The sequence below is a fragment of the Enterococcus sp. BSD2780061688st2 D3 genome, assembly GCF_005844145.1.
GTDB lineage: Bacteria > Bacillota > Bacilli > Lactobacillales > Enterococcaceae > Enterococcus_B > Enterococcus_B durans.
Genome location: NZ_SPHN01000008.1, coordinates 132,109 through 145,195 on the forward strand (window position 1 = coordinate 132,109; position 13,087 = coordinate 145,195).

Annotated in this window: 9 protein-coding genes and 1 pseudogene; 3 read left to right on the forward strand and 7 right to left on the reverse strand. The window is 34.3% G+C overall.

The features are described from left to right. Window positions 1-426: 426 nt before the first annotated feature. The 4 genes from FGQ66_RS08465 to FGQ66_RS08480 all read right to left on the reverse strand — a co-directional run bounded on the left by FGQ66_RS08465 (window position 427) and on the right by FGQ66_RS08480 (window position 3,860). Entirely contained in the window at window positions 427-1,032 is a 606-nt protein-coding gene (locus tag FGQ66_RS08465; RefSeq protein ID WP_138302192.1) for a short chain dehydrogenase, read from the reverse strand. A gap of 154 nt (window positions 1,033-1,186) precedes the next feature. Next, entirely contained in the window at window positions 1,187-2,137 is a 951-nt protein-coding gene (locus FGQ66_RS08470; RefSeq protein WP_138302193.1) for a zinc-binding dehydrogenase, read from the reverse strand. A gap of 541 nt (window positions 2,138-2,678) precedes the next feature. Beyond that, window positions 2,679-3,512 carry a DUF1129 domain-containing protein gene (locus tag FGQ66_RS08475; RefSeq protein WP_138302194.1) on the reverse strand — a complete coding sequence of 278 codons (834 nt, stop codon included), beginning with the start codon at window positions 3,510-3,512 and terminating at the stop codon, window positions 2,679-2,681. 3 nt (window positions 3,513-3,515) lie between these two features. After that, a complete protein-coding gene (locus tag FGQ66_RS08480) occupies window positions 3,516-3,860 on the reverse strand; it encodes a PadR family transcriptional regulator (protein ID WP_228012502.1) in 345 nt (114 codons plus the stop codon). A gap of 905 nt (window positions 3,861-4,765) precedes the next feature. On the opposite strand from FGQ66_RS08480, the gene FGQ66_RS08485 reads away from it, so the two are divergent. Further along, complete coding sequence (locus FGQ66_RS08485) at window positions 4,766-5,647, forward strand: LysR family transcriptional regulator (RefSeq protein WP_138302195.1); 882 nt, start codon at window positions 4,766-4,768, stop codon at window positions 5,645-5,647. 555 nt (window positions 5,648-6,202) lie between these two features. On the opposite strand, the gene FGQ66_RS08490 is transcribed toward FGQ66_RS08485, so the two are convergent. Next, window positions 6,203-7,492 carry a PTS sugar transporter subunit IIC gene (locus FGQ66_RS08490; protein WP_138302196.1) on the reverse strand — a complete coding sequence of 430 codons (1,290 nt, stop codon included), beginning with the start codon at window positions 7,490-7,492 and terminating at the stop codon, window positions 6,203-6,205. Between the two features lie 10 nt (window positions 7,493-7,502). Then, window positions 7,503-8,975 carry a glycoside hydrolase family 1 protein gene (locus FGQ66_RS08495; RefSeq protein WP_138302197.1) on the reverse strand — a complete coding sequence of 491 codons (1,473 nt, stop codon included), beginning with the start codon at window positions 8,973-8,975 and terminating at the stop codon, window positions 7,503-7,505. Window positions 8,976-9,126: 151 nt separating this feature from the next. Here FGQ66_RS08495 and FGQ66_RS08500 point away from each other — a divergent pair, with 151 nt between their 5' ends. Together FGQ66_RS08500 and FGQ66_RS08505 are read left to right on the forward strand one after the other, a co-directional pair. Then, window positions 9,127-9,879: a MurR/RpiR family transcriptional regulator gene (locus FGQ66_RS08500; protein ID WP_138302198.1), complete on the forward strand. Its 753-nt coding sequence runs from the start codon at window positions 9,127-9,129 to the stop codon at window positions 9,877-9,879. A gap of 337 nt (window positions 9,880-10,216) precedes the next feature. Beyond that, window positions 10,217-10,758, forward strand: a pseudogene (locus FGQ66_RS08505) (transposase); the annotation flags it as partial. 205 nt (window positions 10,759-10,963) lie between these two features. Here FGQ66_RS08505 and FGQ66_RS08510 read toward each other — a convergent pair. After that, entirely contained in the window at window positions 10,964-12,874 is a 1,911-nt protein-coding gene (locus FGQ66_RS08510; protein WP_138302199.1) for a WxL domain-containing protein, read from the reverse strand. Window positions 12,875-13,087 lie beyond the last annotated feature (213 nt).

A 13,087-nucleotide genomic window follows, 5' to 3' on the forward strand; every position in this document is an offset into this window, starting at 1 on the left:
AAGTGTTCAACTCCGAGAAATAAGAAGAAATGAACGAAAATTGCTTTTCAAATTTTTGTGAATTTCGGCTTATTTCCGAAGGAGTTGCTTCTGCTCCCGCCGTTTATTCGTTTTTAAAGTATGGGACAACAGTGTTTCTTACTTTTGTCCCACGCTCCTTTATTCATATTTAGAAGGAGAAAAAATGAACCCATCCCATTATATGTCAAACTGATAATTTTTCGCTTCAAAAGTAAAAAATCACGTTTCCTCCATATTCCAAATCTAGATAAATGATGGAAACGAAAAGAACTTCTCTAAGGATAAATCAAAAATCAGCAAACTTTCGCAAAATAATTTTCCTGAGTCTCTGAGAGTAAGCGTACTATTTTCCCAAGTTTTTTATGGAGTATGCATTACGGATTCTCAGTTTTTTTTCTTCAATTTTTATCTGTAAATTTGAAATTCTTGACCAGTTTGATTCGTACTCACACTCTTTAGATATCCTTTGGCTGCAGTTTTAGCAGGAATGGTTGAAAATCCAGCATAGGTTTCTTTGTATGCTTCAAATGATTCCTCTACGATAGTTGGACTTACACAATTTACCCTAATACCACGACTGAAATCATTTGCCGCTGATTTTACAAATGATGCTATCCCACCATTTGCCATAGCTCCCGAAGCCCCACCGATTATAGTATCATCTTTTGTTACTCCAGTTGTAAGCGTAATACTCCCGTTGTCTTCTAGATACTTATGCCCAATTAGAACTAAATTTATTTGGCCCAATAGTTTACTATCAATAGCTACTCTATTATCTTCTATTGTCATTTGTTCAATTGGAACTACCTTCACTTCACCCGCAACATTTACGATTGCATCTACTTTGCCAATGTTCTCAAACATCTCTTTTATACTTTTCGGTGAAGCAATATCGACTATCACATCCCCCTGGTGTCTACTAGCTGTGATCACATGGTATCCATATTCCTCAAACAGTTTGACAACTTCTTTTCCAATCGTTCCAAAAGCACCAATTACCAATATCTTCATCCAATACCCCACCTTTTTGTCCTTATAGCCAATTGTTTCTACTATTTTCCTCTAAATAAGTAGTATGCTAAAAAAAGTTCATTGAAGCATAAAAACATTTCAAATAGAGCCGCATTGATACATAAATCAATCGTTGAACCAGAATCAAAAAAATTTATGGTTTTAAAAGAATTTTCCCCACACTTTTACCTGATTCTAGAAACTCATGGGCTTCCTTACCGTTGGCCAAAGAAAAAATCGTTGGTTCACTGATAGTTATCTTCTCTTTTCTGAAATAGTCAAAAAGTCTACTAGATCTTTGATTACGTTCTTCAGAACTTGTTAAATAATCCCACAGATCTCCTGTCAAAATACTCTTTGATTGTGATAATAATTCAACCAGATCCACAGTAGGTGGCGTTCCTCCAGCCATTCCAAAGAAGACTACTTTTCCTCTATTTTTAAGTATACTTATACTATCTAGCAAGGTAATCCCGATGCCATCGTAAACAGTATCGAATGAAGATAAGTAATCCATCTGCCAATTCGAACTTCTTAAAAAAACTTTTTTTGCTCCTTGTTTCAGCGCAAGTTGTCGTTTTTCACCAGATGAAGTAACGCCATATACATTCAGACCATCTGCAGTTAACATCTGGGATAAAATTTGTCCTACCCCTCCACTTATGCCATGGACAAACACATCACTGCCTCTAGTATCATCACCAAGATCATGTGCTAGAAAATCAGCAGTCAATCCTTGCAAACCAATACTAGCTACTAACTTAGGGTCCATGTCATTCGGGACCTTTATTGCATTTGCTTCTGGGACCGCTACTAAACTTGCATTCGAAAACGGAACGTCCACAAAAAACACCTTATCCCCAAGTTTGAAATCAGCAACAGTTGAACCTAAAGCAATAACTGTCCCAATCCCTTCATAGCCATTGATATAAGGAGAACGCTCTTCTATGTGGTAGTTTCCTTTCCTTCGATAAACATCTGCATAATTTAACCCAATATAATCCATTTCCACTAGCAATTCACTGCTGCTTATCACTGGATCAGGTAATTCTCCATATTTTAGAACGTCAGAATTACCAAATCCATTAAAAAAAAGAGCTTTCATTCGTACATTTCCCCTAACATTTAGATTTGATCATTGCTGATTTTTCAAAGATCCTAACAGATTCGATGCCGAAAAAAGCTATCCAGAAAGAAGCCATTAAACTGTGGAATACTCGATTATTCCTCTAAATTATCTCACAATGGAAAATGAAGAATCGAATGATTTGTTCGTTTACTATTTCTAATCGAGTAAGCTCAGCTAAAGCTTTTTTCTGATTTCATCTAGTTGTGCTAGTTTCCTAGTCATGGAACTACCCTACGCCTAAATGATTTTTTTTACAAGGCTTAAAATAGGTAGACATTATGCTTTATTATTTAAGTATAAAATTTTTTGATTTCATGAAATACCCTGTTGCCGCTATTCTTCATTTCTTGTCTCGATTGTCATACTTTTATATTCTTGATAAAATCAAAAGCTTAATTAATCTACTAGCTAAACGGAGCGTTACTCTATGATACAAAAAAGCTGACAAACAACGCTTGGATTTGTCAGCTTTAGATACTCCTTATTAATTTCATAAGGATATTTCTCTTTATATTTTCTAGTTGGTTTTACTTTTTAGTTTCTTCGTATAGAAGTATATGATTACGTATTGGATAATGACAGAAAGTATCAGTACACCTGCAATCGTGTACTTACCAGTCCTTGTTTCGAAAAAAGGAGAAAAAATAGTGATACGAGAGACTATTCCAATCACAGCACACGTGAGGATCACAGGTATAAATGGAGCCCAAGTTTTTTTATCCTCTTTATCCTGTCTAAAAAATAGAATGGCTATTACTAAAAGTAGAGTCAGTATAACTACGATTCCCCAAATTCCAACCAACTTGACCTGATAAGGTGTCTTGATAAAAGTCGATAAGGCTACGCCACCAGCTAAAAGTACGACATATAACAAAGTGGTCATAGCATTTGAAAGCTTTTTTTTCTTTGAATAAACAGTTGTTCCAATGAACCAAAATAAAAGTAATGCAGCCACGAGTGTATAAACTGCTACCACTGCAAAGGTTCCAAAATCAAAGGACCGACTTGGTAGGATCAGATCAATGAAAAGCATGAACATGCTGTATACTCCTAGTGCAACGAACACCAATTTCAATAAGCCTAAAAAACTTACTGGAGCAGTTTTTACTATTTCATCTGCAAATTCCTGTGGTTTTTTCCCAAAATACTCTTCTGCGCTTATACCTTCTTGCTGCGAATCCAAAATGTCTTGTAAAATCTCTAACGCTTTTTCTTCGATAATCCAGTCATTTTTGAACGTACCCTTTGCTCTTAAATAAATGACTAAATCACTGTAATAACTTTCATTCTCAGAGTTTAATTGTTTTTGAAGTTCTCTATTTTTTTGGATCAGTTCATCCGTTTTCACCATTAATCACCCTTTCTCATGCTCCTCTTTTAGCAGTGTCTCTACATTATTTTTAAGTTGAGACCATTCTTCTATAAACAGTTTCTTTTCAATTTGACCTTGTTCAGTAAGGCTGTAATATTTCCGACTAGGTCCATCAGGAGAAGGTACTCTTTGACCTGTGATCAGCCCCTTTTTTTCTAAATTAAGTAACAAAGGATAGATGGTCCCTTTAGGAATTTGATCAAAACCGATTTTTTCTAATTCTAAACTCAATGTATATCCATATAATGCTTCCTGGCTCAGTAGAACAAGAATACAACCAGAAAGAATACCTTTTAGCATTTGTGACGACCTATTACTAAATGACATCTTCTCACCTACCTTATAGCAACTATATTGCTTTACATATTAGTTGGAATTAGTGTACCGCATCCTCCACTAGATTGCAATGCATACTAGTGATTTACAAAAAATTAAATTTAAAAAATTGAACGGATATAGTTTGACGTCGCTCATTCTTTCTACTAACGGAGTAAGCAGCTTCCATCTCATATCCTCCATTTATCAGAATGTATTTGCCTAAATACATACAGATTCAAGACATCCTCAGCTAAAGAAATTCCTTTATTTATGAGATAAATTTGTAGTACAATAATGAAAGAGTTCAAGGTTGAATTACAAATTTTTAGCAAATTCTAACTGTTTTATTTAGTGATGGCACATTAATAGGCCACATATCTAGGCTATTACACCTATTTACGTAGCATACATACAGAAACTTTGGCAGTTTTAAGAGTGCAACATAACAGAAGTATTCGGAGGTGATTTATGAAATCTATAGAAAAAAAGCAATTATTCGTATACTTATTATAACGATTGTGGGTTGTATCACAGTACTATCTGTCCCACTCTCCATGAATTATTATGGTTGGAAAGGGCTGTTACTACCAATGACACTCCTCACTTTTACCGATAATTTATTAAGGAAATATTTCGATAGTCCTTTCATGAAATAATACAATAGAAAAATTCTATCTTCATGATTTTTAGGAAAACCTAGCATAGCATCCGTAATATAAGGAGCAGAAAAATCGCCTATGAAAAACTTTTCTATAAAATAAAGAGTAAGAAAAAAGAAGCTGGGACAGAAGTGTTTAACTCCGAGAAATAAGCCGAAGGAGTTGCTTCTGCTCCCACCGTTTATTCGTTTTTAAAGAATGAGACAAAAGTGTTTCTTACTTTTGTCCCATGCTCGATAAGAAATCGAAACTTTTTTGGCTGTTGTTGAATATGGAAATGTTTTAAGAGCTGCTGAGCATTTGTACATTGGCAATGGCACTGCCAGTACGAGAATCATGAACCTAGAAAGAAAATTAGGCGTTACCTTATTGGAACGTCAAAAAGGTGTCCGCAAGACTGCTTTAACAGCGGAGGGAGAAAGCTTTCTACCAATTGCGCAGCAATGGGCTGCACTTTGGGCGGATGCAAAAAAACTGAAAGAACGACAAACCTATCAAGAACTGCGGATAAGTGCTTCTGATTTAATTAGCTCTTTTGTATTTGAAGATATCTACAAAACATTCATTAAAAAGTATTCAACTATTTTTTTAACTCTACAAACTGAACACGCTACAGAAATTCATCAGCAAATAGAAACTCAAAAGATGGATATCGGTTTCGTTTTTGTCCTCCATGATTCACCCAATGTTATTTCATTTCCACTCTATGAGGAGGAAATGGTCTTAGTATTCCATAAGGACTCACTATTTGCTAAAACAAAAGAAAAAGAATTTCTGAAAACAGAACATGAAGTATATGCCTTTTGGAGTGAAGCTTTCAATCTATGGCATAAATATTACTTTCCGTATGCTGGAAGAAAAAAAGTGGTCGTTGGTACCGCTGCAATGATCTATAACTTTTTAGAAAAAAAAGAAGATTGGACAATTGTCCCTGTATCGATTGCTCAAAATTTTTTGAAAAAAAATGATCAGTTGAATTATACTTTTCTTTCGGCACCACCACCAAAACGAACTGCGTATGTTTTAGCACATAAATTTCCTAAGCCTGGAACAAGAAAAAATGCGCAATTATTTTTAAATGAAGTTCGTAAATATATAAAAGAAAAATCAGATTTGACTTTACTAGATATTAAATAGAAATATTTTTTAACTGAATATTTCTATTTTATTCAGCCCTGAGCGTTGTACCCATGACCGTGAAACTAACAATTTGAAGCATATCTTTCTTACTAACTCCTAAATTTGATAACTTCATCCACTTCCGATTTTCTATATGCTGTTCTATCGAAGAAACCTGCATGTTTCCATTGAATTATTACTACGTAAGGCAGAAAGAAAGAAGATACACTAGTGCATCTTCTTTCTGATTGATGCTTGTTTAACAATCCTATGTTTCCCCTTTGGAAAACCTATATAGCATGGAATTGGTAAAAAAAGCATATTTTCTATTTCTTGGTGAGTTGCTGATAAAAAACACCTTGCATTAACCCTTTATACCAGGAGAATGCTTTAAACTTTTAGTCAAAATTTACTAACATAATTGATGCAATTCTTGATTTTATCCGTTTTAAGAAACTTTTTTACTTTCACTACTGTTCGCTTAGATGGCAACGCAAGTACTTTGCACTGTGCATCATTGTAAAGCGTAGCGATTATTCGTTGATTTTTTTCATAATTTTTTTTGACTATCAATTAACTGATTGTTTCTTTTTCTTTATTTGAGATTAATACAAAAGGTAGCCAGGTAAATACAGTAACTATTAAGCAAATTGCTTGGATTACTACACCTTGCCATCCATAACTGACAAAAGCATTAAAGAGAATCGGAATACCAAATGGAACATCTACTGCATTCGGTGTTAGGAAGCCAATATTCATTGCAAACATAGCTATTAATGATGCGATTGCTGAGTTCAATACAAATGGAATGATAAAAATGACATTCATTACTAATGGTAACCCAAATACAACTGGTTCGCTTATTCCTAGAATCGCTGGTAATAATCCTAATTTGGCAATCGCCTTATGATCTTCACGTTTTGAAGCAATGAAAATAGCTACAATAAGTGACAAGACATACCCTGCTCCACCAACTGCGACAAAACATCGCCAAAAGCCAAAAGTGAGTGGTTGATCTGGTGTTATTCCCTTGGAGACAGCATCAATATTTGCTGCTAAGCCAGCAACAAATATTGGATTTCGAATAGCACTGATTGCTTGTCCTCCATGCATACCAACAAACCATAACAGCTGCGAGATAATCACTAAAATGACAATGCCAAAATTTGTTTGCATAACATTTTGCAAAGGAGTTTGTACAACGGTGTAAATAAATTGGTTGATGTATTGCCCTGTTAAAATATGGAAAATTTCTCCACCAATAGAAAATACTAACGCAACTATGAATGAAGGAATCAGTGTATTAAATGATGTTGCAATCATTGGAGGAACGCTATCAGGCATCTTAATTTTAAGTTTTTCAATCTTCATCAAAGCTGAGAAAAGCTCAATCGATAAAATACCGATGATCAACCCAATGATTAATCCTTCTGCTCCTAGAACTGAATTTGATAATCCACCAGTCATTAATGCCTTACCATTTTCAGGAATAATTTCAACAACATTTGGAACAACCATAATATATGAAACCAGAGCTAGAATCGCTGACGGATATTTAGGAACGCCACTTGCTTCTCCCATATACAATCCAATCAGAAATACGAGTGGGATTGTCATGAACGAAATAGTAGCAAATGATAATGCTGCAAATGCTGGGGCCAATTTTTCTAACACTGGCAACCATTTGGCCAAACCTGTTTCTGGGTTTGAAATAAGTGTATTGAGTAATGTTCCGAATGATCCAATTAAAATTATGGGCAACAAACGTGCAAACGAGGAACGCAATACTGAGAAGTATTTATTGTTATTCATCATTGCAGCAAATTTAGTTAATCCATTAACGAATTTTTCTTGTGCTTTCATTTTTCTCCTCCTACTTAATCATCTTTCCGTTAGATTCAATAACTGATTTGTACCAATAAAAAGATTTCTTTTTGATTCGTTTCATTGAACCTTCCCCTTGACTATTTAGATCAACATATACAAAACCATACCGCTTATCCATTTCACCAGTTCCTGAAGAAATCAAATCAATCGGTCCCCAAGCTGTATATCCGATTAACTCTATACCGTCTAACGTAACAGCCTTCATAAATTCTTTAATATGATCGTTTAAATACTTTATTCTATAATCATCTTCAACGGTATTCTCGCTTGTCACATCATCATCCATACCTAAACCATTTTCAACAATAAACAATGGTTTTTGGTAGCGATCATATAATTCATTCAAAACATATCTTAGTCCTAACGGATCAATCGGCCATCCCCAAGGTGACTGAGTAAGATAAGGATTTTTTGCTCCTAATTGCCCGCCTGTATCAACTCTTTGAGGTAAATTCGTATTATAAACTGTTGTTCGATAGTAACTAAATGCTAAAAACTCAGAAGGATACGCTTTGATGAGTTCAAGTTCTTCTTGGGTAGTTTCAATCTCTGCCCCTAGTTCATTTAACATGTTAGTTGCATAGCTAGGGTAATAGCCACGTATCATAACGTCTGAGAAAAATAAGGCTCTTCTTCTGAAATCCAAAGCTCCAAAAACATTTTCTGGCTTGCAATCTTGTGGATAAATGCCACTTAACGCCAACATACAACCGATCTTAAACTCAGAATTAATTTTCTTTCCAAGTTTATTTACTCTAGCATTTGCAACAAACAAATGATGCAAAGCTTGGTAGCGAATGGATGCGGAAGTATCACGAACACCTAATCTAGCATAGCCACGCAAAACATTTATTTCATTAACTGGAATCCAATACTTGACTAAATCTTTATAAGCTTCCATAACTGTTTGTACATATCTCATATAGCATTCAATGGTTTCTTTACCTGCCCAACCATTGAAATGATCAGCTAAATATACGGGATTTTCAAAATGATAAAGCGTAACAACTGGTTCGATATTGAATCGCTTACATTCTTGAAATACTTCTTTATAAAAGTCCAAACCTGCTTGATTTGGTTTTTCGCCAATGATTCCACCTTTTGGAAAAATTCTTGTCCAACTAATTGACATTCGATAGGCTTTAAAGCCCATTTCACCTAGTAAACGAATATCTTCTTTATAGTGATGATAAAAGTCTGTTGCCTTATGACTTGGATAATAAGTAGACTCATCAATCACACCTTTCGCTCCATTGGGAATAGGACTTTCTACGTCAATGAATTGTATTGTTCCATCTTCTAATTGAATGGAAATTTTTCTTCCTGAATCCTTGGAACCAGCCGTCACAAAATCATTCGTCGATAACCCTCTACCATCTTCAGAAAAACCACCTTCAAATTGATTTGCAGCGGATGCTCCTCCCCAAAGAAACCCTTTAGGAAATGTTTTTTTCTTCATAATTTCCAACCCTTCAATACGTATTGTAAGCACTTACTGGCTATAATATACCACTTAAGAATATTTTATTCAACATTATATTTAATTTTTTGTATATTTTATTCGCAAGTATTTTAATGGTATACTATTAGTTGATTGGACGGTGATTTATTTGAACCCTTTAGTTAAAATGGAAGCTGTTAAAGACTCTTTCTCAGAAACGGAAAAAAAAATATATGAAAAAATCAAAAGTGACCCCTATTATGTGGTTCAAAGCGGGATCGTAGGTTTAGCCGACTGGTGCAAAGTTTCACAACCTAGTATCACTCGATTCTGTAAAAAGATCGGTTATGTAAAATTTAGTGAATTTAAAAAAGAAATGTACCTATATGTTCTTGGTGACGGTGCCGAAGAGGAAAAGAACACTGCTCAAAATGATACGGTAAATAATTTTATTCAGTTGATTACCCTCATTGAAGAAAAATTGACAACAGAGTTCCTAAACGATTTCGCCAGTGCTTTAGTCAAATACGATAATATATTCTTTACTGGAATTGTTGAGAGCGGAGTTGTTGGTCGCCTCCTCACATATAAATTAAGGAGACTTGGATTGAAATGTTTCTTTATTGACCCAACTGAGCTAAATGATACGATTTTTTTCAGTTCCCCAAATGATTTGATTGTCATTTTCTCAGCAAGAGGTCCTGTTGTAGGCAATGATCTTGGAGAATTTATGAAACAGTCTGATAAGTTTAGCGGAGATATTTTTCTGGTGACAATGAACTCTGAATACAAGAACAATTCACTTTCTAAGAAGGTTACTCTACCTAAACCGCAAGCTTTCAATACTTCGCCAAATTTTGTTTTTCAATATTTTGCAGAAAAGTTAATAAGTACTATCGCAAAAATATTAAACTCAAATTAAGGAAGATACCTATGGATATGATTTCCCATGAGTATTTTCCTTAGCTAGTAGAAAAACAGTGAAGTGCTATTTTTAGTTGCTTATACTTTTTGATGTTGGTGAACTTCGCCAACGTCTTTTTGTATAGAAAAGACACCCTGAAATCCTTTAGAATTAATTTGGCTACCAATTCATAGGAGGATTCAAGATGTCTCATGCTCTGCTTATCAAAGATACCCTAAATATTCTAGACCTAAATATCCATTTCGAGGAAAATTGTTTAACTAAAGAAAAATATAAAGGGTAAATTTGCTTGATTTACAAAGGAACTCTTCTGTACAAGCCAGAAGAGTGTCCCATTGTCCAGCATAAGGGAGGAACCTTCTCAAAAAACTCGGCACAGCTCAAAGGGACTTCCCACTATCAACGAGGGCTAGGGAAAAAATTAAAACGCTATTGGAAACTCCTACAAAAAAAGAAGCAAACTTAAACGATGAAAAACGGGTTTGGCGTGCCAGTTTTAAAGATTATTTAACTGAAAGTGAGATTGTCGATTGACTGTTAACTGCTTGTCCCAACCTACGCCAAGGCTATCAGTTATACCAAGAGATTCTTTATGCGGTAAAGAAAAGAGTTCAGTCATTATTTGAGGACTGCTTAAACAGAGAAGTCAGCGGTCTTCCTGAACCCTATACAACCACTTTACGAATGTTTAAAAAGTTTCTGCCACAGATCCAAAATGCGTTTCACTACAGCTATTCAAACGGAGCATTGAAATGTTTAAACATTCCTATCAAAGTTTTAAAACGCACTACATACAGCTTTTGCAGCTTTTGCAGCTTTTACAATTTCAAACTACGAATCATGATTCGTCATGGCAAAACGTTTTTAACCAAATAAACAGAACAGAAAGAGGGTTTCTTCTTTCTGTTCTGTCCAAATTATTCTAAGATTTCTCTTTACCAACATCATTTGACAAAGTGCCAATATTATAGAAAGAAAAGTTACGTGAATTAAACACTTAAAGTTATGCTGGAATTAGTAATCACCTAATGAATAAAATATTATCATATTAATCATATATTCATTACAAACAATTTTATTTTTATTGGTTCTCAACAACATTTTGTAATGTCCATTCTAAGTTTCCTGTATACGTTCCTTCAAGCTGATCGGATGGCTTGACAATTGCCTTTAATCCTTTGCCAAGATTATCCCACTCATTTGATACGTTGTACTCCTCAGTATTTGAAGATAATTTTTGAGAACTTATTACAGTTGCGGCGTTTAGTGAGGTTAGCTTTGTTCCATCATCAAAATAAAGAATATTCGACAACTCATTATTATTATCATTCAATATTTTTGTTTGTTTTAAAGTTAGCTGCCAATATCCTTTATTAATGCTACGAGTATCTTTTATAACTAGGTCACCAACATTCTTGCCCAAATACTCTTGAGTTGTATCACTGACTCGGTGCACACCAAAATCAAACATTGATGGTACCTCTTTAAAAGTTAATATACCTGTATCCATATAATCAAGTATATACTCCTCTACATTAGACATATTTCCATCGCTGTCCACTCCATACACCTTAAGTGTATGCCTTTCAGGTGTTAGTTTTGTTGTATTTAAGGAAAAGTCAAACTGATAGTCCTCTCCAGAAATCATATTGCCATATTCTCCAATCAAAACTGGCGTGTCCTCATCAAGCTGATAGTATATTTGAACAGATTCACTATCAGAATCTCTCCATGAGCCATTTATATTAGTTTCCTTTGTCTCTTTGGTAAATTCTGAAGAGTATTTGTCTAGCTCTACAACTGGTTTTCCATCATCCGTTAAAATTCCCGCATCGAAACTCATCTCTATCTTCTCTCCTGGTGCAAAATTCTTTGGCTGAGTTTTGAAATGAATTGCAGAGTCTACATTTTCCAAAGCTACACTACCAGCAGCTCCGTTTCTACTTTCAAACCCACTGGAACTTAGATTGGAAAACGTTGTTTTACTTTCATTAAAAAAATCACGAATCCATCTAGCATTTTCTTGTAAATAAGTCCCAACTGCCCAATTAGGAATATTGCTCATTCTAAATTCCAATCTATATTGTGCATCCTTTATATAAACCCCTTTATTATTTCCAATATAATACACTGGAACTTTATCATTAGTCCCTAACTTTGTGTCATAACTACTTCCCATAACTGCATTTTGAAATGTAGTTTCTCCTATATTAGTATAGCTTGTTGTAATTCTTACAAGCTTGTTTGGTAATGCCTCCATAGTAATTAATACTTGGATAACACCACCTGTAGCAGAAGTAGATACGTATTCTATCAAAAAAGAAGTTCCATTAGTGTCTAACTTTTTATAATAATGCATCGTGTTATTGTCAGGTTCTAAATCTTCTATATTAGAAGTAGTTGGTGAATCTTCAGAAGTATTACCGTATGCAAAAATTGTATTATGATTATTTCTTAAACTATTCAAATTATTATTGGGTCTATAAAAAGCATAAATTTCTTTGCCGTTATCGTTTAAAGAAAAAGAAGGTTTGGGCAAAATTGTAGTACTTCCTATTCTGCTATGAGAACCAAAATAATAGTGAAGAATACGAGAATCTTGCATATCAATACTTCCTTCTTCCAAAGTGTTAATCTGTTTCCATTCTTCATCAATTGAGACCATATTTTTATTTATCATTTTTGACTTTTCTTCGCTATCTATAGTCTTAGTTTCCGAGTTAGAAACGGATTCAGAACTTGTGATTGTTTGATGCTCGCTTGTATATTCTTTACTGCTTATATTCGATTCCTCCTGATTATTAATAGACACAGTCTCTGAGTAAGAAGCTTCTTCGGAACTTGATGTTGATTGATTGTCTCTTGTAGGATCTTCATTGTTTATCTTTGATTCCTCTTCGCTATTGATGGCTATAGCTTCTGAGCTAAAAACGGTTAGTTGACTAAAAACAAAGGCAAAAAATATTAATATAATTATTTTGGTTTTCTTCATCTTCTACCTCCTAATTACTTAAAATTTTTAGGTAATTACTATCGCAATATCGTATTACTAAAAGGTTCTAACATCCAACACTCTGCTTTTAAACATTTGATTATTTAGTTTTCATTCTTTTTATTCTTTTTATTTTCGTAAATTTCAAGTTTAAGTTAGCCACTACAGGTAACTCATTTGTTTGATACCGTAACTGCCTCGTTATTCTAAATC

Bases quoted from the DNA above. Each gene is read 5' to 3' on its own strand.
- FGQ66_RS08465 (WP_138302192.1), bottom strand. From the start codon at position 1,032: ATGAAGATATTGGTAATTGGTGCTTTTGGAACGATTGGAAAAGAAGTT.
- FGQ66_RS08470 (WP_138302193.1), bottom strand. From the start codon at position 2,137: ATGAAAGCTCTTTTTTTTAATGGATTTGGTAATTCTGACGTTCTAAAA.
- FGQ66_RS08475 (WP_138302194.1), bottom strand. From the start codon at position 3,512: ATGGTGAAAACGGATGAACTGATCCAAAAAAATAGAGAACTTCAAAAA.
- FGQ66_RS08480 (WP_228012502.1), bottom strand. From the start codon at position 3,860: ATGTCATTTAGTAATAGGTCGTCACAAATGCTAAAAGGTATTCTTTCT.
- FGQ66_RS08490 (WP_138302196.1), bottom strand. From the start codon at position 7,492: ATGAAAGCACAAGAAAAATTCGTTAATGGATTAACTAAATTTGCTGCA.
- FGQ66_RS08495 (WP_138302197.1), bottom strand. From the start codon at position 8,975: ATGAAGAAAAAAACATTTCCTAAAGGGTTTCTTTGGGGAGGAGCATCC.
- FGQ66_RS08510 (WP_138302199.1), bottom strand. From the start codon at position 12,874: ATGAAGAAAACCAAAATAATTATATTAATATTTTTTGCCTTTGTTTTT.